16 protein-coding genes and 1 pseudogene are annotated in these 19,063 nt (G+C 70.0%); 15 read left to right on the top strand and 2 right to left on the bottom strand.

Features of this window, described 5'->3' with window-relative positions:
- Positions 1–107: 107 nt before the first annotated feature.
- Together ACWEFL_RS11535 and ACWEFL_RS11530 are read right to left on the bottom strand one after the other, a co-directional pair.
- Positions 108–1,586, bottom strand: coding sequence for a M14 family metallopeptidase (locus ACWEFL_RS11535; protein ID WP_451710518.1), 1,479 nt, complete (start codon positions 1,584–1,586; stop codon positions 108–110).
- Between the two features lie 310 nt (positions 1,587–1,896).
- A complete protein-coding gene (locus ACWEFL_RS11530) occupies positions 1,897–3,594 on the bottom strand; it encodes a chitinase (RefSeq protein ID WP_451710516.1) in 1,698 nt (565 codons plus the stop codon).
- Between the two features lie 470 nt (positions 3,595–4,064).
- Between ACWEFL_RS11530 and ACWEFL_RS11525 the strand changes: the two are divergent.
- The 15 genes and pseudogenes from ACWEFL_RS11525 to ACWEFL_RS11455 all read left to right on the top strand — a co-directional run.
- Positions 4,065–4,832 (top strand): annotated as a pseudogene (locus ACWEFL_RS11525) (hypothetical protein); the annotation flags it as partial.
- 509 nt (positions 4,833–5,341) lie between these two features.
- Complete coding sequence (gene cpaB, locus ACWEFL_RS11520) at positions 5,342–6,055, top strand: Flp pilus assembly protein CpaB (protein ID WP_451710514.1); 714 nt, start codon at positions 5,342–5,344, stop codon at positions 6,053–6,055.
- Between the two features lie 7 nt (positions 6,056–6,062).
- Positions 6,063–7,310, top strand: a complete 1,248-nt coding sequence (locus tag ACWEFL_RS11515) for an AAA family ATPase (RefSeq protein ID WP_451710512.1) — start codon at positions 6,063–6,065, stop codon at positions 7,308–7,310.
- 352 nt (positions 7,311–7,662) lie between these two features.
- Positions 7,663–7,962, top strand: coding sequence for a pilus assembly protein (locus ACWEFL_RS11510; protein WP_451710510.1), 300 nt, complete (start codon positions 7,663–7,665; stop codon positions 7,960–7,962).
- A 233-nt stretch (positions 7,963–8,195) separates the two neighbouring features.
- Entirely contained in the window at positions 8,196–8,525 is a 330-nt protein-coding gene (locus ACWEFL_RS11505; RefSeq protein ID WP_451710508.1) for a TadE/TadG family type IV pilus assembly protein, read from the top strand.
- 243 nt (positions 8,526–8,768) lie between these two features.
- Positions 8,769–10,109, top strand: coding sequence for a CpaF family protein (locus ACWEFL_RS11500; RefSeq protein WP_451710506.1), 1,341 nt, complete (start codon positions 8,769–8,771; stop codon positions 10,107–10,109).
- Between the two features lie 38 nt (positions 10,110–10,147).
- On the top strand, positions 10,148–11,089 hold the full coding sequence (locus ACWEFL_RS11495; protein ID WP_451710504.1) for a type II secretion system F family protein: 942 nt from the start codon (positions 10,148–10,150) through the stop codon (positions 11,087–11,089).
- Between the two features lie 16 nt (positions 11,090–11,105).
- Complete coding sequence (locus ACWEFL_RS11490; RefSeq protein ID WP_451710829.1) at positions 11,106–11,993, top strand: DUF5936 domain-containing protein; 888 nt, start codon at positions 11,106–11,108, stop codon at positions 11,991–11,993.
- A gap of 211 nt (positions 11,994–12,204) precedes the next feature.
- On the top strand, positions 12,205–13,785 hold the full coding sequence (locus ACWEFL_RS11485) for a sensor histidine kinase (RefSeq protein ID WP_451710502.1): 1,581 nt from the start codon (positions 12,205–12,207) through the stop codon (positions 13,783–13,785).
- A gap of 30 nt (positions 13,786–13,815) precedes the next feature.
- A complete protein-coding gene (locus ACWEFL_RS11480; protein WP_451710500.1) occupies positions 13,816–14,781 on the top strand; it encodes a response regulator in 966 nt (321 codons plus the stop codon).
- 138 nt (positions 14,782–14,919) lie between these two features.
- Positions 14,920–15,168: a hypothetical protein gene (locus ACWEFL_RS11475; RefSeq protein ID WP_451710498.1), complete on the top strand. Its 249-nt coding sequence runs from the start codon at positions 14,920–14,922 to the stop codon at positions 15,166–15,168.
- 32 nt (positions 15,169–15,200) lie between these two features.
- A complete protein-coding gene (locus tag ACWEFL_RS11470) occupies positions 15,201–15,854 on the top strand; it encodes a pilus assembly protein TadG-related protein (protein ID WP_451710496.1) in 654 nt (217 codons plus the stop codon).
- A gap of 33 nt (positions 15,855–15,887) precedes the next feature.
- A complete protein-coding gene (locus ACWEFL_RS11465; RefSeq protein WP_451710494.1) occupies positions 15,888–16,490 on the top strand; it encodes a hypothetical protein in 603 nt (200 codons plus the stop codon).
- Between the two features lie 131 nt (positions 16,491–16,621).
- Positions 16,622–17,236 (top strand): OmpA family protein, encoded by a 615-nt coding sequence (locus ACWEFL_RS11460; protein WP_451710492.1) that lies wholly within the window; start codon positions 16,622–16,624, stop codon positions 17,234–17,236.
- A 533-nt stretch (positions 17,237–17,769) separates the two neighbouring features.
- The gene (locus tag ACWEFL_RS11455) at positions 17,770–19,059 is read left to right on the top strand and encodes a hypothetical protein (RefSeq protein ID WP_451710490.1); all 1,290 of its coding nucleotides are present in this window, start codon (positions 17,770–17,772) and stop codon (positions 19,057–19,059) included.
- Positions 19,060–19,063: the final 4 nt, after the last annotated feature.

The raw sequence follows: 19,063 nt of genomic DNA, 5'->3' as shown, positions 1-19,063 counted from the left end.
CGCCGTGGCATCCGGTCAGCGTACCGGTTCAACAGGCCGCCACACAGGGCCGGTTGTGCCACAGGCGGAGGGGTTCGGGGATCACTCGACCGGGGACGGATCCCGGCTCAGGAGGCGCAGTACTGCTGCTGCTTGCCGATGGACCGGTACATGCAGTCGGAGTTCTCCAGCAGTTGGAGAACGGCGTCCCGGTTCCGGCTCGTCTCGCGCTCGATCACCTCGTCGGGCGGGTAGAAGCCGCCTCCGGCGAAGCCCTTGGGATACAGCTCGAAGGTGTACCCGAAGATCTTCTGATTGCCCCAGAGCCAGTCGTCGATCGAGCCGTCCGTGATGTACAGATCGCTGGACTGCTCGGCGGTGTAGCCGTTGCTGGCCGCCATCTTCCCGCCGACGGCCGCGAAGGCGTTCCGGTCGTCCTGGGTCATGCCGGGCGCGGTGTCGGCGGTGGTGTAGCCGAAGGGCCAGAGCACCAGTTCGCTGTAGGTGTGGAAGTCGATGCCGGTCTTGATCTGCTGCTTGCCGCCGACGATCCGGCTGCGGACGAAGTCGGCGACGACCTTCACCTCGGGCGCGGACTCGGCCGCGCGGCCCCGGTAGGTGTCGGAACCGGCGGATCCGGACGAGCCGCCGCAGCAGCCCCACCGGTAGTTCCAGTTGCGGTTGAGGTCGGTGCCGACGGCCGACGAACCGGTGTTGGGCTGACGGTTCTTGCGCCAGCTCCGGTAGGAGCCGGTGGCGATGTCGTACTCGCCGCCGTCCGGGTTGACGTCCGGGATGATCCAGATCTCGCGGCCGTTCACGGCGTTGGTGATCCGTGGGTCGGTGCCGTAGTCCTCGCCCAGCTCGCGGAGCAGATAGAGCGCCATTTCGACGGTCAGATGCTCACGGGCGTGCTGGTGGGCGGTGAAGAGGACCTCGGGCTCGTTCTCGTCGGCGGCGACGTTGTCGCTGACCTTGATGGCGACGATGTCCCGGCCCTGGTACGTCTTGCCGATGACCCGCTTGTTCATGATGTTCGGGTAGGCGGCGATCCGCTGATTGATCTCCGCGTTCATCTCGGCGTAGTTGTGATACCGGGAGTCGGCCGACGGGAAGTCGAAGGGCTTGACGGCGGCGGTGGACGACCTGGCCGGCGGGCCGGGCAGGGCGGCCAGCCGATGGCCGAGCGCACGCAGCCGCTTGGCCTCGGTCGCGGTGGCGCTGACGACCACCGAGCGGCCGTCCACCTCGTCGATCGAGACACCGGTCGCCGCGATCGCCGTACGGGCGGCGACACCGGACACCTGATCGATCTCGTACTGCCGGATCCGCTCCTCCGCGGCGGCCGCCGGGGCGGTGGCCGGGGCGACGGCCGGGGTCTTCGGGTTCTCGGGCGCGGCGTTGGCGGTGACCGTCGTCGCCAGGGCGAGCGCCAGCAGGGCGGTGAGCGTGATGCCCTTCCGGCCGCCGCGCCTGGCCTTGGTTCTGCCGCCGGTCGTGTCGGCGGTCCCGTCGGCAGTTCTGTCGGTGGCTCTGACGTCAGTGGTTCTGTCGGCGCCTGTGCTCCGGTCTCTGTCGCGGTCTCTGCCACGTATGCGAAGTCGCATGCAGGTCTCCTGGCTCTGAAGTGTGGGGGGTAGCTCACTTGCGACGTGTGTGGTGCCGGTGTGTGGCACATGGTGAGGCCATGACATGGACCGGTCAAGAGTGCCTGCTCCGCGGCGCGAGGACGGCCGGGGGTGGGGGCGTGAGGCGTGGGGGCGGGCGGGAAACACACAGCAGCGCCACCGGGACAGGTCGGTGGCGCTGCTGTTTTCGTCGTACGACCATGGGCGTGGGGGTGACGGTACGTACGACAGGTTGTGATCGCCGCCGGCGTACTCCGGGTGGAGGCCGCCGGCGGCTAACGGTCAGCCGTTAGGGCAGGTTGTGCACATGCGGTCCGACCGCGTTCGACCAGGCGTTGCCGGCCGTCGCGTCCCAGTTCGTGGACCAGGTCATCGCACCGCGCAGGTTCGGGTAGGTCTTGGCCGGCTTGAAGTTGCCGCAGTTCGTGCCGCGGGTCAGGCAGTCCAGCGCGTTGTTCACGATGGACGGGGAGACATAGCCGCTCCCCGCGCCGCGGGTGGAGGCGGGGACTCCGAGGCCGACCTGCGAGGCGTCCAGGCCGCCCTCCAGCTGGATGCAGGCGAGCGCGGTGAGGAAGTCCACCGAGCCCTGCGAGTAGACCTTGCCGTCGCAGCCGAGCATGGCGCCGCTGTTGTAGTACTGCGTGTTGACGACGGTGAGGATGTCCTTCACCGCGAGCGCCAGCTGGAAGTACTGCGTACCGGTCGACTGCATGTCGAGGGTCTGCGGGGCCATCGTGAGCACCATGCCCGGACCCGCCTTGGCGGAGAGCTGCCTCAGCGCCTTCGTCAGGTAGGTGGCGTTGATGCCGTGCTCCAGATCGATGTCGATCCCGTTGAAGCCGTACTCCTGCATCAGGGCGTACGCGCTGTTGGCGAAGGCCGTCGCGGAGGCGTCGCTGTTGATCGTGACGTTGCCGACCTCGCCGCCGACCGAGATGATGACCGACTTGCCCGCGGCCCGCTTCGCTGCCACGTCCGACTTGAACTCGGCGACGTTGGCGTAGCCGAGCGCCGGGCTGAGGTTGAAGGTCAGCTCACCGGGCGTGGTGGTGGCGTCGGCGAAGGCGACCGCGATGATGTCGTACTGCGCCTGCACATCGCGGAGCTTCTGGACGGTCGCGCCGTTGTTGAAGTTCTGCCAGTAGCCCGTCACCATGTGCTTCGTGGGCGGCGGCGGGGGGCCCTCGCGCAGGGTGCGCGCCGTGACGGTGGCCGACTTGGCCGACTCGCCCGCGCTGTTGGTCGCGGAGACCGCGAACTGGTAAGCGGTGTCGGGGGTCAGGCCGGTCACGGTCGCCGACGCCGTGGTGACGGTGGCGACCGGTGTGGCAGCGCCGTCGCGGTAGACCTTGTACCCCGTCGCCCCGGTGGACGGGCTCCAGCTCAGCGGGATGGCCGAGGAGGTGGCGGCGCCCGCGCTCAGCCCGGTGGGCACCGGCGGCACGACGGGGTCGGGGTCCTGGCCGCCGCCTCCGTCGGGTCCGAAGACGCTCACGTCGTCGACGTGGTACGCGGGCTGGCCGTACCAGCCGTGGGTGTAGACGGTGACCGACTTGGTGGTCGCGCCGGTGCGGAAGGTCGTGGTGAGCTGGCTCCAGCCGGTGCTGCCGGGCGACCAGGTGGAGACGTCGGTGGTGCCGGTTCCGCTGGCGCCCAGGTAGACGTAGCTGCCCTGCACCCAGGCGCTCAGCGTGTACGTCGAGTTGGGCTGTACGGCGACGACCTGGCTGCACTTGGCGTGGTCCGCTCCGGCGGGGGTGGCCTTCAGCGCGGACGCGCCCGTGCGGACGGGGGTCGAGGTGTTCGCGCCGGTGCCCGCCGAGCAGCTCCAGTTGGAGAGCCCGGCTTCGAATCCGGCGTTCTTGGCGACATTGACATCGGCGGCCTGGGCGCTTCCGGAGAAGGCCACGAGGGAGAGGCCGGCGCTGACGGCAAGCGCCAGTGCTCCGCCGAGCCATCTCCGCGAGCGTGTGGTGGGGTCCACGTGCTGCCTCCAGTGGGGGAGTTGGGGGGGAGGAGGTGGGGATTGGGAACGGTGGCCACCGCTGGTCGTAAAACTGGTCCAGACCAATCCAGTTGTCAAGCCCTCTGACGCCGATTACCCCGGTGGGTTGTCCATCGGCCCCGAAGGGGAGGGATCATCGGTTTTCGGCCAAACCGGGGCGGAGGAGGGGCCTGATTTCCGCGTTTCCATCCGGCCAATGGCGTATCTCTGTCATAAGCGTGAGGGAACATCACCTTTTCCACCGCTTTGGCCTGTGCGGAGCGTGCACAGGTTGGGGCTCTGTGTTCCGGAAGGGTGTTCTCTGGCTCTTAAGTCGTGGATAAAGTGCTGATGCAGAAGCAGCGCAGTACGTATCTGCGGTCACGGGCCCCCCGGAGACCGGAGTCGAACGGGGAACCAGCGTGCCGACCGCAATAGCTGTCACCAGCGCAGATCTGGTGCTGCCGCCGATGGACCAGCACACACCGACGGCGGCTCTGCTTCCGTCCCCCGACGCTCAGCCGCTGGACGCCGCGCTCGCCGCCACGACCGTTCTCCTGGAGCAGTACGGCTATGCGGTCGTGCTCTATCCGGCGTCGATTCCCGTGGCCCATGAACGCAGGCTGCACACCATCAGATCGGTGCTGGAGAGCAATCGGCTCGCGCTGCTGAAACTGGATCTTCCGCCGCTGGGCGTGGCCGTGCTCGTACGGCAGTTGCGGCAGCTGTCGATCTGTGACTTCGGCGCGGGAATTATCGCCTCCGCGGCGCGGTTGCTCTCGCACTATGTCTATGCGGGCGCACTGCTCAATTCCGTGACCCGGCTCGACCGGGTGCCGGTGAGTCTCAAGTCCCATGCGAAATCATGGGTTCCCGGCGCTCAGTTCGGCGTACTGGCCAATCCGAACCCCGAATTGATCAAGATCGGTGCGGGGGCAACGATCGGCGGGCCCGAATTCGCCACTCGGATGGTGGTCGCGAAGGGCCAGGCGCAGTCCGACTGGGTCACCGGGACACTGGCCCCCGAGTGGCAGACGCAGGGGGTGGAGGAGGCTCCGCTCCCGGCCGACTCGCCGGCCTGGTGGGGTACGGCCAAACTGATCGAGTTCGCCGCCTTCATGCCCGACATCTCCGTGCTCTACCAGTTGGTTTCGTCCGTGCGCAGGGAGGTGTGCTCCTGGTGCGGCATCGAACTCATCGGTGACCGGTGCGGTTTCTGTTCGGCTCCGATCGCTCCGGTGGTGGGCCACCAGGCGCAGGGGACGCAGGGAGAGCAGAGAACGCTGGACCGGAATCAGAGGCAGATTCAGGGGCAGGGCCGGATTCAGGGGCAGCATCGCGGCCACGGCCCGAACCCCAACCAGGATCCGAGTCAGAGCCGGAACCCGAGCCGGCACCAGAACTCGAGCCGGCACCAGAATCCGATTCAGAGTCAGAACCAGGATCCGAGTCAGAGTCAGAACCCGAGTCAGAACCAGAACCAGAACCAGAATTCCGGTGTCCGGGGCCATGGAACACCCGCGTACTACGGACCGTGAAGCCACCGGCGCCGGACAGTCCGCACCGACCGCCGCCGACCGCCGAATGCGCGCGCCCCGGCTCCGCTCCCGTCCCGTACTCCTCCGCCTCTTCCGCCTCCTCCGCCTTCTTCTGTGGCCCCCGGGCCCCCTCAGCCGGTGCCTCCCGAGTTCATCCCACCCCAGTCCGCTCGGCCTAGTCCCTGTCTGCGAACGAGGTTGTCCTGCCCATGAATTCACGCCAACGCCGAGGCGTCATCCTGCTGCTCATCTCGGTTCTCTGCGCACTCGCCGCGTTCGCCGGTGTGATTTCCGTGATCAGCGACGTGAATTCGAAGGTCGGGCCAGAGGTCACCGCGTACCGTCTCAAGGCCGATGTGCCGCCCTATACGGAGCTGCGGCCGAACCAGTTCGAAGAGGTGTCGATTCCCCGGCGCTGGCTCTCGGACAGTGCCGTGACCGATGTGTCCGCGGTCAGCGGGAAGATAGCCGTCACCCAGCTCAGGAAGGGTTCCCTGCTCCAGGAGGACATGATCGTCAAGAGGCCCGCGCTGGCCGCCGGTGAGCAGGAGATCGCGATCATGATCGACGCCGCCACCGGGGTCGCGGGAAAGATCGCGCCGGGCGATCTCGTCAATATCTACGCCACTTTCTCCGGCCGGGACAAGAGTGAAGACGACCAGTCCCGGATCATCGTCCCCAACGCGCGGGTCATCGACGTCGGCCGCCTCACCCCGCTCGAACCCAAGAAGGACGACCGCGGCAGCGCCCTCCGCGAGGCGGTGCCGATCACCTTCGCCCTTGGCACCGCCGACGCGCAGCGCGTGGCGTACGCGGAGTCCTTCGCCGAGACGGTACGGCTGGCCCTTCTCGCCAAGGGGAGCCCCGCCACATTGCGTCCTGGCGACAGCACCTACACCCTCGATGAAGACAAGAACAGGTGAGTGCTGTATGACCACACGCATCGTCCCGGCCGTCGGCGACTTCGACGCGGCCCGGTCCATCACCACCCTTCTCAGCCAGCTCCCCGATGTGGAACCGGCCGCTCCGGTGGGTGATTCGACCGCCCTGCTCGACATGCTGGCCCGGCTGGCGGCCGAGTCCCTCGAAGAACTGCCCGAGGTCGTGCTGGTCCATGAACGCATCGGGCCGGTCCCCGCGCTCGAACTGATCCGGGAAGTGGCACTCCGCTTCCCGGCGGTCGGCGTCGTCCTGGTGACGGTCGACGCCGCGCCGGGCCTCTACTCGGCCGCCATGGACTCCGGTGCGCGCGGTCTGATCGGACTCCCGTTGTCGTACGAGGAACTCGCGCAACGGGTGCAGGCCGCGGCGGCCTGGTCCACGGGGGTCCGCCGCCATCTCGGCCACGGCGCGGACGTCTCCACCGGCCCCGGAGGCACGGTCGTCACCGTCAGCGGCGCCAAGGGCGGGGTCGGCACCACCGTCACGGCGGTGCAACTCGCCCTGGCCGCACAGGCGTCCGGGCGTACGGTGGCGCTCGCGGACCTCGATCTCCAGGCCGGGGACGTCGCCTCGTATCTCGATGTGCAGTACCGGCGCTCCATCGTGGACCTCGCCGGGATCCAGGACATATCGCCCCGTGTGCTTCAGGACGCCCTCTTCGCGCACCAGACCGGGATCGGGCTGCTCCTCGCGCCGGGGGAGGGCGAGCGCGGTGAGGAGGTCGGCGACCGTGCCGTACGCCAGATCATCAGCGGCCTGCGGAACCGGTACGAGGTCGTGATCGTCGACTGCGGCACGCAGATGACGGGCGGCAACGCCGCCGCGATCGAGATGGCCGATACGACGCTGCTGGTGACCACACCGGATGTGGTCGCCGTACGGGCGGCGAAACGCATGGTCCGGATGTGGGACCGGCTCCAGATCCGCAAAGCGGAGGAGACCGTCGTCGTCGTCAACCGGCACACCCGCGCCACCGAGATCCAGCCGCCGCTGATCGAGAAGATCACCGGCACCAAGGTCGCCAGAACGGCCGTCCCCGCAGGCTTCAAGGAGCTGCAGCCGGTCGTCGACGCCGGGCGGATGCAGGATCTGGAGGCCAAGTCCGCGGTGAAGCAGGCCCTGTGGGGGCTCGCGGCCGAACTGGGGCTCGTACGCGCCGGGGAAGGCGAGCCGAAGCAGGGCAGGTTCCGAGGCGACCGGGGGTCGATCGGTGTGCGACGGACGCGGTCGAAGTGAACGCGACGAGGGCGCTGAGAGCGCCGGTCACTCCGGACGCGCTGGTCACCCCGGCCACGCCGATCACGGTGAGGGCGCCGGTGGTGCTGACGGTGCTGAGGGGGCGCATGGAGCCATGAGGACGCATGGATGCCCGCGTGACACGGGGCTGTGGGGGATGCGGCCGCGGGTCGGCCGGAGGCGCGTGCCAGGCGGCCGGCCGGAGCGAGGTCCGGGTGGTCGGCCGGGCCGCCTGCCGCGCCGCCTGCCGCGCCGGCGGTCCGGCCGCGACGGGACGGGCTCGGGGCCTTGGCTCCGGGAGGATCGAGGGCAGGCCGCCATCGAGTTCACCGGTACGGTTCCGCTGATCCTGGTGACCCTCGCGCTGCTGTGGCAGGCGGCCCTGACCGGTTACACCCTCTCGTTGGCAGGCAACGCGGCCGACGCGGGCGCGCGGGCGGGCGCGGTCGGCGGTGCGGCCGCCTGCGCGGCGGCGGCGCGCGAGGACCTTCCGTCCGCCTGGAGAGGGGCTGAAACCTCCTGCCGTGCGGTGGGCGACATGTATCTGGCCACCATCGGACTGCGCGTCCCCGTCCTCTTCCCGGGCAGCGTCTCGTTCCCCCTCACCGTGCGCGGCGAGGCCGGCGCGCCCGACGAGGACCCGGACCGATGAGGCGGCCCCGGAACGCCCGTCCCACGAACGCGCCGCCGGTGAACGCCCGGCCGCCGAAGCCCTCGCCGTGGAGCCTTACGTCGTCGAGCGTCCGGCTGTTGAGGGCTCGCCTGTCGAGGGCTCGGCCGTCGAGTGCCCGGCCGGGGGAGCGCCGGCTCCGGAACGAGCGGCTGCCGGCCCGTCGGCTCCGGAACGCTCAGGGGCGGGCACCCGACGACCGGGGACAGGCCGCCGTGGAGTACGCGGGCGTCATCACGCTGCTGCTCCTCGTCGCCCTCGCCGCGATCCAGCTCGGCCTCGTCGCCTACACCGCTCAGCAGGCCGGCACCGCCGCCCGCGCCGGTGCCCGGATGGCGGCGACCAAGGACGGCGACGGCCGCGCCCAGGAGGCGGGCAGGGCCGCCATGAGCGGCTGGCTCGCCGACGGCGCGGACTTCGACCACGGCGGATGCGGAGACGGAGACGACGAGATCTCGGTGACGGTCCGGGTAGAAGTACCCAGGATCCTGCCCGTATTCGACTTCGATCCGGCGGTGAGGACCGTCACCATGCCCTGCGACTGACCCCGCCCCCGTGACCACACCGACTGACGACCGACCCCGACTGACCCGACCGACCCCGACCGACCCCGACTGACGCCCGGCCCACGGCTCAAGGCCCACGGCTCAAGGCTCAAGGCCCACGGCTCAAGGCCCACGGCCCACGGCCCACGGCCCCACACCACACGTACCACGCACGCATCACGTAAGTACCACGGACGACCACCGCACCAGCAGCGACATCTGTGACACCTGGGAGATGAGGACATGAGCCTGAGGGCGCGCATCAGCAGCCCCGAACCGGCCAACGGCCGGGGCGAGGTCAACCGTCTCGTCGGCGTCTACCGCGCCAAACTCCTGGAGGAGATCGACCTCGCGGAGATGTCCTCGCTCGCCGCCTCCGACCGCCGGGCCCGGCTGGAGCGCGTACTCGGCCACATCATCAGCCGCGAGGGCCCGGTGCTCTCCACCGCCGAGCGCTCCCAGCTGATCCGGCGCGTCGTCGACGAAGCCCTCGGCCTCGGCATACTGGAACCGCTCCTCGAAGACGCGTCCATCAGCGAAATCATGGTGAACGGCCCCGAACAGGTCTACGTCGAGCGCGGCGGACGGCTGGAACTGCTGCCCCTGCGCTTCTCCTCCACCGACCAGCTGATGCAGACGATCGAACGCATCGTCTCCACCGTCAACCGCCGTGTGGACGAGGCCAATCCGATGGTCGACGCCCGGCTCCCCTCCGGAGAGCGCGTCAACGTCGTCATCCCGCCGCTCTCCCTCAGCGGCCCCATCCTCACCATCCGCCGCTTCCCCCGCGCCTTCACCCTCCCCGAGATGATCGGCATGGGCTCGCTCGACGAGCAGATGACCCTGCTGCTCGCGAGCCTGGTACGGGCCAAGTTCAATGTGATCGTCTCCGGAGCCACCGGCACCGGGAAGACCACCCTCCTCAACACCCTCTCCGGGCTCATCCCGGAGACCGAGCGCATCGTCACCATCGAGGACTCGGCCGAACTCCAGCTCCAGCAGACCCATGTGATCACCCTGGAGAGCCGTCCGCCGAACGTCGAGGGCAAGGGCCGTGTCACCATCCGAGACCTCGTCCGCAACTCCCTGCGCATGCGCCCCGACCGCATCATCGTCGGCGAGGTCCGCGGCGGTGAGACGCTCGACATGCTCCAGGCGATGTCCACCGGCCACGACGGCTCACTCGCGACCGTCCACGCCAACAGCGCAGAGGACGCGCTGATGCGCCTCCAGACCCTGGCGTCCATGTCCGAGGTCGAGATCCCCTTCGTGGCGATCAAGGACCAGATCAACAGCGCCGTCGACGTCATCGTCCAGCTCACCCGGCACGCCGACGGCTCCCGCAGGGTCACGGAGATCGCCGTCCTCGACTCGTCCGGACGCGAGGAGTACCGCATCGTCTCCGTCTGCCGCTTCAACGCCCAGCCCATGTCGGCCGACGGCCGGATACACGGGAAGTTCGCCTACCACCCGGTGCCGCGCCGGGTCGCCGAACGGCTCTATCTGAAGAACGAGGTCCTGCCCCTGGTCTTCGGCATCGCCGAGTCGGACGATCAGCTCGTGGTCCGCAGAACGATCGCCTGAACCCCGCCCCCACCACCCCGGAGAAGGTCGCGCCCGACATGAACAACCTTCCGCTCCTGACGGTCGGAGTCACACTGCTCGCCTGTGTGCTCTCCGTCATCGGCGTACACGTCTACGCGTCGGGCCGCGCACAGCGACAGGCGCTGGTCGACCGCATGTCCCAGGCCGGACAGCTGCCGGCCGTCCACGGCCGACGGCGGCGCTTCGCCGGCATCGACCGGAAGATCCGCGGCACCCGGCCCGGCCGACGCGTCGAACGGAAGATCGCGGCGACCGGCCTCGATCTGACCGTCGGCGAGTACGTCGTCTACGCGGCCGCGGCCCTGCTCGCCGTGTACCTCGTCATCAGCGCGATCTTCACGCCCTTCTTCGGGGTGCTCGCCGCCTTCGCCGGCGTCTGGGGCGCGCGGGCCTTCCTCAACTGGCAGCAGGCCAAGCGCACCGAGGCTTTCGTCAACCAGCTCCCCGAGTTCACCCGCGTCCTCGCCAACGCCACCCAGGCCGGTCTCGCGCTGCGCACCGCGCTCACCATGGCGGCCGAGGAACTCGACGACCCGGCCGGCCACGAACTGGGCATCGTCGCCGACCAGCTCGCCGTCGGCCAGAGCCTCGACGAAGCACTCGGCGAACTCGGCGACCGGCTGCCGTCCCGTGAACTCATCGTCCTCGTCACCACCCTCATCCTCGCCAACCGGGCGGGCGGCCAGGTCGTCACCTCACTGCGGAACCTCACCGAGACCCTGGAGGAGCGGAAGGAGACCCGCCGCGAGGTCACCACCATGCTCTCCCAGATCAAGGTCACCGCCCTCGCCGTGCCGCTCCTCGGATTCGGCTTCCTGCTGATGATCAACACGATGTCGCCCGGCGCACTGGACAAGATGACCGGCTCGGTGACGGGACAGCTCGCCACGCTCATCGCCATCGCGCTCTACGCACTGGGCGGACTCCTGATCCGCCGTATGTCCCGGATCCAGGTCTGAGGGAGAGGAGCCGATGATGGGACTGCTGCTGGCCGCGCTCCTCGCGGTGTCGGTGTACGGGATCTTCCATGGCGTCCGCATGTACCGCGCCGACGCCAGACTCCCCGGCGACCTGGCGCTCGCGCTGGAGGTCGGCTCCACCCGTACGACCGCGGTGGGCTCGGGCATCGACCGGCTCGGGATGCGGTACGCGCCCGCTGTGCTGAACGCCATGGGGCCCAAGCGGGTCGACGCGTTGCGGCGGCGGCTCGACAAGGCGGGCAACCCCGGCGGAATGACGGTGGACCGCTATGCCGCCCGCCGCGCGGTGTACGGAGCCCTGGGGGTGCTGGCGGCCTTCTCGATGCTGCTGCGTGGCCAGTTCGTGATCGCGCTCTGCGCGCTGGTCTTCGGGCTCACCTGGACCGATGTCATCATCAGGGCCGCCATCCGCCGACGCCGCGCCGACATCGAGCGCACGCTGCCCGACTTCCTCGATGTCCTCGCCGTCGTCGTCTCCGCCGGGCTCGGCTTCCGGCAGGCCCTCGAACGCGTCGCGGAGAAGTACGAGGGCCCCTGGGCGGACGAACTCCACATCACCCTGCGGCAGATGGACATGGGCGTCAGCCGCCGTGACGCCTTCGACCAACTACGCAAGCGCAATGACTCCGACCAGGTGTCGATGTTCGTCACCGCCCTCCAGCAGGGCGAGGAGCTGGGCGCGCCGATCGTCGAGACCCTCATACAGATCGCCACCGACATGCGCCGCACGGACGCTCAGAACGCCCGGCGCGCGGCGGCCAAGGCGGTGCCCAAGTCCACGCTCGTGGTCACTCTGATCATGCTCCCCGCGACCATGATCCTGATCGTCATGAGCTTCTACTACGGCTCCGGGGTGGACCTCGGGGACGTCCTGGGAGGCTGAACCGGCCGCTCACCGAAGCCCGGATCCGGAAGCCGGCACCGCCCCCAATCCCGTAGCCCGATGCCCGATGCCCGATCCCGACGTTCGTGCCCCAAGCCCGTCCCCGAAACCTGTTCCCGAAACCCGTTCTTGAAGGCCGGACCCGAAGCCAGTCCCCGCATCACGTCGCGTCTCCCACGGAATCCAGCGAACCGGAGGTGAAAGAGAGACCATGGCCCCGATCCCGGAAAGCGCACCCGGAGAGCCCGTACCGCGCGGCGACGACCCCGGCGCGCCGCCGTCCACCGCCGCCTCCACGGGATCCGACCGACTCCCCCCGCTCCCCATCCAGGTCAACGCCCTCCAGGCGCTGTGCCGCCAGGTCTTCGGCTTCCGGCTCGCGATGATCGTGCTGGCAGCCCCCTTCGCCCTCGCCGGTTCACGACCGGGCCCGGCGAGCTGGCTCGTCGGCGCTGCGGTCCTGATCACCTTCATGACCTCGTACGTCCTGCTCCGCGACTGGGAGCGGTTCGGCCCCGTTCTGCTGCGTCACCCCTGGCTCCTCGGGGCCGATATGACCTTCGGCGCGCTGCTGCTGATCACGGCGTCGCCCGACTCGACACTCGCGTACGTCACCATCTGCACCCCGCTGCTCGCCGGACTGATCTACGGCTGGCGGGGCGCGGCGGTCTTCGCGATACTCCAGTCGCTCATCATCGCCGCCGCGTACGCGGTCAACGCCAACGCCGACGCGCACTTCGCCGCCCTGCTGCTGCCGGGGGTCTGCGTCCTGAGCGGGGCTATCGGCAGCACCCTGCGGAATCTGATGCTGGGCTTCGGGGCGGCGAGCCAGGCGCTGACGGAGGCGCGGGCCAGGCTCGCGGTCAGCGGGGCGATCGAGGAGGAACGGGCCAGGCTCGCCCGCGAGATGCACGACTCGGTGGCCAAGACCCTGCACGGACTGGCGCTCGCGGCCGACGGGCTGGCGGGCGACGCCGACCGGATGGACCCCCTCACGGTCAGGCGCCAGGCCGAACTCGTGGCTCGCGCGGCGCGCAGGGCAGCCGCCGAGTCACGGGAACTCCTCTCCGATCTGCGCCGGGAGTCCGGCCTCGACGGCGGCGGCCCGGTCGACCTGGCAGCCGAACTCGCCGCCCGTACCGACGATTTCACCCGGAACGGTGGTGTACGGGCCGGATTCCGCCGGATCGGAGCGGTGCCCGCCGTACCGGTGCCGATGGCCCGGCAGGTGCTGACCGTCGTGTCGGAGGCGATGGAGAACGCCCAACGCCACGGCAGCCCGACTCGGCTCGACGTATCGGCGGGCGTCGTCGGCGATCTGCTGACGATCCGCGTGTACGACGACGGCACGGGCCTGCCGCCCGGCACCACCCTCGAAGGGCTCCGGCGGGCGGGCCACTTCGGTCTGGTCGGCATGGTCGAACGGGCCGCCTCCATCGGCGCGCGGATCCGGATCGGCCGGGGGCGGGCGGCGAAGGGCACGGAGGTACTGCTGGAACTGCCGGTCGCCGCGCTGCTGTCCCCGCAGGGCTCTGGGCACGGACCCGCGCCGGGCTCTGGGCACGGACCCGCGCCGGGCTCTGGGCACGGACCCGTGCCTGGGTCCGCCCAAGGTCCCCCGGCGGGATCGGCACCCGGACCCGCGCCCGGACCGGCCCAAGCGCCCGCGCCCGGACCCGCCCAAGCACCCGCGCCCGACGTCTCCGGCCAGCCCGCTCCCCGTACCGGAATCGCCCGGACCACCGGACCGCCGTCGCACCCACCGCCCCACCCAACGCCTCTCCACCACTGACCGTCCCCCTACTGAGAGGAGGCCGCAGCCATGCCGGACGACTACTCGAACCATTCGCAACAGCATCGGATTCATCAGTCGCATATCTCGCAGCACACGTCCTCACATGCCCCCCAGCGCGGTTCCGACCGCACCGGGGGAGCCCCCCTGGGCCCGGCGTCCTCGGTGGCCACCGACCGATTCCCGCCATCGCCGGACCCGGTGCCGACACCCCGGCGGCTGCGGATTGTCGTCGCCGACGACAACCCCGTCGTACGGGCGGGCCTGACCGCGCTGTTGCAGGGCCGCGCCGATCTCGATGTCGTCGCGGAGGCCGCCGACGGCCGCCAGGCGTACGAGGCGGTGGTCCGGCACCGACCCGACGTGGTGCTCCTGGACGTCCGTATGCCCGTGGTCGACGGCATATCGGCCCTGCCGCATCTGGTGCGGCTGGCCCCGGTTCTGATGATGACGTACAGCAGCGAGAGTGAGATCATCCACGAGGCGCTGAGGCTCGGTGCGGGCGGCTATCTCGTGCACGGAGAGTTCACCGCCGAGCAACTGGTCACCGCCGTCCGGGACATCAGGGCGGGCCGGGCCGCCTTCAGCTACTCGGCAGGCGGAGCACTGGTGGCCGGAGTGCGCGCTGCCGGGGCACGCGGTTCCGGGCGGACCGGTCGTGGTTCCGGTGCGCTGCCGGACGGTCTGGGCGCGGCCTTCGAATCTGCTCAACAGTCTTCGCATACGCAACCGGATGTGGGACATTCGAACCCGGTGCCCGGTGTGGCCGAGAGGCTGCGGGGAGTGATCACCGAGCTGAGCAGGCGGGAGTTGGAGGTGATGGAGCTGATCGCGTCAGGGTTGACCAATCAGCAGATCGCCGCGTCCTGCTTCATCAGCCAGAAGACGGTCAAGAACCACATCAACCGCATCTTCGCCAAGTTGAACGCGGGCAGCCGGGGCGAGGCCATCGCCATCTGGCACGGGTACGCACGGAGGGGGACGGGACCGGCATGACCGAACGCGCCGCCCCGCGGAACTTCCCTTCCTCTCCAGCGCCTTGGGCCCGCCATTGGGCCCAAGGGCCCAATCGTCGCCGTACGGGCCCGGCGTACAGTCCTGGCGCAGCCGTCTGCACAGGCCAGGAGGAAGACGATGCCGAACATGACGCTGAGGGCCGTGGTCAGGACCCGGATACTGGTCGGCACCTGGTTGGCGGCGACGGCGCGCACCACGCGGGAGCGCCGCGACCGGGGGCAGGGCGCGGTGGAGTACGTGGGTGTGATCGTGCTGGTGGCCCTGATCATCGCGGCCATCGTCGGCTCGGGCGTGGCCAACGACATCGCCACCGGACTGAAGTCCAAGGTCGCGGGAATCCTGGGCAGCGGTGGTGGCGGCAAGTAGCCGCTCGATCGGTCACCGACTCCGAGCGTGACGTGGGGCAGGCCGCTCCCGTCTATATCGCCATGGTGGCCGGTCTGCTCTTCCTCGCGCTCGCGTTCTTCGCCGTCGGGCAGGCGGGCGCGACCCGTAACGGCGCCCAGTCGGGCGCGGACGCCGCCGCCCTCGCCGCTGCCCAGGAGTCCCGCGACGAGCTGGGCAGCACCCTGTGGCAGGAGCCCGTCGACCTCGACTTCCTGCGCCGCCTACTCGCAGGCGAGCCCCTCGGCACCACCGGCGCCGGATGTGCCGCCGCCGACCGGCTCGCCGCCGAGAACGGGACCCTCGTGACTCCGGGCGGCTGTACGGCGCTGGGCGACGGACGCTGGGGGTTCACCGTACGGGTCCGATCCCAGAAGCCCGTCGGTGACACCATCCTGCCGGGCACCGAGAATCAGCACGCCGAGGCCACGGCCACCGCCGTCGTGGAACCCCTGTGCGCCTTCGACCCCGACGAGCCCGTACCCACGTCGAGCCAGTCCGAGCCGACGACCGAGTCCTCGCCCGGCGATGACGGGGGCGAACCGGCCGAGGAGCCGCCCTTGGGCAGACTCCTCTGCGATGACGGCGACTTCGACCTCGACCCGCAGAACCCGGACACCCTCCCCGACATGTCCGACCTCCTCACCGTCCGGCTGGCTGAGGACTGACCGACCGCGACCGAACGCAAAGGAACAGCACTGATGAGTACTCGGCACGGAGCGAAGACCCGTAGGGCGGCGGCGTCCGCCCTGGTGGCCGCCGCGCTGTCGCTCTCGCTGACGGCCTGTGGCGGCGGCGGTGAAGACCGCTCGGACGAGAAGGGACCGGCCGCGTCGACCTCCGCGGACGACCCGGGGAAGCCGGACCAGTCGAAGGACCGCGACGGCACGACCGTGCCGGACACCAGCAGGACACTCGCCACCATCAATGGCAGCAACGGGTTCCAGATCGTCATCCACAGCGCCGCACGGGACACGGGCGGGTTTCTGACGGTCTCGGGCTCGGTCAAGAACACCAGCGGCAAGCAGCAGTTCCCGCCGCTTCAGTGGAACGGCGAGGAGACCAAGGTCAAGCAGACCGGCCCGTCCTTCGCCGGTATGACCCTCATCGACAAGAAGGGCAAGAAGCGCTACTACGTCCTCCGCGACACCGATGGCTTCCCGTTGACCACGACCGGTCTCAGCACGCTCGAAGCGGGTCAGGCCGTCGACTTCTTCGCCCAGTTCCCGTCGCCGCCGGAGGGGACCAACGAGGTCGATCTCCAGATCCCGCTGATGCCCACCGCCACAATCGAGCTCTCCTGATGGGCGGCGGGATCGCGGTACGCGACGGCAGCCCGGCGGAAGACGGACCCGTGCCGAGGGCCCTGGGACGCCGGCACCCCGGACACAGGCAACGGGGAAACCGGTATCCGGCGCTCCGACATCCGGCGGCCGTGTCTCTCGCCGTGTTGCTCCTGTTCAGTGGGTTCCAGCTCACCGCCGCGACCGGCGTCGCGGCCGACGAGACCCCCAGCCCCCCATCAGGCGTCGACCCCACCGCACCGCCCCGGATCGACCCCACCGATCCTGGCCTGAAGATGCGCGACGGGGCCACCCTCGCCGAGCCGCGCGTACTCGACGTCGTCTCCATCGTCGAGTCCGAGGGCGGGGAGGAGCGCCGCCAGGAGACCCCCACCTCGCTGACGCTGGCGCTCCAGGCCGAGGTCCTCTTCGGCAAGAACAGCGCCAAGCTGACCCCCGAGGCCAGCGGCCGGGTCTCGGCGATCGTCACGGAGATCAAGAAGCACAACGCGAAGAAGATCAGGGTCTTCGGGTTCACGGACAACCTCGGTGCGTACGAACACGGCAAGGTGCTCTCCAAACAGCGTGCCGACGCCGTCCACGGGGTGCTCAGCCAGCAGTTGAACGACGCCGGGATCACCTATGAGGTCCGTGGCTACAGCGAGGACTACCCGATCGCCGACAACGCGACCGAGGAGGGCCGCAGGAAGAACCGGCGGGTCGAGGTCACCTTCCCGACGGGCGGTGGTGGTGGGACCTCCGTCTGAGTGCGTGCTGAACGCGGGGCAGTCTCATTTGTTGTATCGGTCATATGTATGACGGCCGGACCGCAGTACGCTGCGGCCGGTCGTCGGCCGCACCGGAAGATCGACGCGCCGGTTCGACGTGCCGATCGACGCGCCGGTCGTAGGCGGGTTGTTCGCCGGTCGGTGCGGCGCCGGTCGGTGCGCCGGTCGATGTGGCAATCGATGTGGCGGCAGACGGAACGGTCGGATGGAGCGTTCGGCCGAGTGGGCTGAGGAGCGCGCGGATGAGGCGGGGGAGGGCGGCGGCCGCCGTGACGGCGTTCGGGAGAGCGGTCGTCGGACGACTGGCGGCCACAGGACCGGCCGTCAGAGGGCTGGCGGCGACAGGACTGGCTGCCGGTGGGACAGCGGCCAGAAGGCTTGCCGTCGGCGGGACAGCGGAAAGCTGGCTTGCCGTCGGCCGGACGGCGGTCGGGAAACCAGCCGTAGGCGGGACGGCGGTGAGGCGGCTGACGGTAGGTGGCACGGCGGCCAGGGCGCTGACCGTCGGAGGGATGACCGTCCTCGCACTCGCCCAGGTGTTCGTCCAACTCGCGCCGCCCGCCCGCGCCGTCACGCCCGACTGGTCGGTGGAGCCGTACAGAATCGCCCCGGACGCGAGCCCGGTGAAGGGCGCGTCCTCCAGCGCCGACGGGCCGTTGCTGCGGCCGGGGACCTACGCCGACACCATCTCCGCGGGCGAGCGGAAGTTCTACAGAATCGGCCTCGACGGTTCGAGCCATGCCTATGTCTCGGCCGTACTGGCCCCGCCGCCCGGCAGCGAGGTCGCCGGTACGGACGGCGTCCGGGTCAACCTGGAGTCCGCCGACGGCGCGCAGTGCAGCGACGGCACCGACATCACCTTCGGCGGGGCGACGGCCCGGCCGGTCGCCGACTACTCCACCCGCCGCATCGGCGCGGGCCGGGAGTGCCAGGAGGCCGGCGAGTACCTCTACAGCGTCGAGTGGGTCGGCTCGTCGGGCGGTTCCAGGGCCCGCGACTGGCCCTTGGAGCTGAAGTTCATGACCGAACCCGGCCTGAAGGACGGTGAGTCGACGCCACCGGCACCGTCATCGTGGAACTCCAGGGCACCCGAGGAGGAGTTGGGGCAGCCGAAGGACGTCAGCGGCGGATCGGGGTTCAACGATGCCTTCGCCGTCGGCACAGGGGAGTGGCGGGACCGGCTCGACCCCGGTGAGAGCCGGTTCTACAAGGTGCCCGTCGACTGGGGGCAGCAGCTCTTCCTCAAGGCGAAGTTCGCCGACGGCGGCGGAGGCGGCGGAAGTTCGGAGTCGGCGCGGACGGTGACCGACGGTCTGCGGCTCACCCTCTTCAACACCGCGCGCGGCTTCGTCGACAGCGCCGACGCCGACCGCGCGGGCGAGGCCGTGGACGCCTCGCTGGGCACCGCCCCGGTCGCCTTCGCCAACCGCACCTCGGACGAGCCGGCCGCCGGTGCCATGCGCTTCGCCGGCTGGTACTACATCCGTGTCACCGTCGACCGGCGCGTGGAGCGGTCGCTGCCCGTCAGCCTGCGGGTCGCCGTCGAAGGCGACGCCCAGCCGCGACCCGCCTATGACGGCGACGAGTTCGCGGCCGGTTTCGGCGTCGTCGGCAAGGACCTGAATGCGGTGCGCGCTGGCCTGACCGGCGGTGACAGCGACCGGAAGCAGACGATGAGGCTGATCGGGTACACGGGCATCGGCCTGGGCACGGCGCTGGTTCTCTCCCTGGTGCTCTGGACCCTCCTGATGCGCCGTCGCCCCATTCCACCGCCCGCGCCGGGGGAGCCCCACGCCCGCTGACTCC

Source organism: Streptomyces sp. NPDC004838, assembly GCF_053600955.1.
This window is presented reverse-complemented; position numbering and strand designations above follow the sequence as displayed.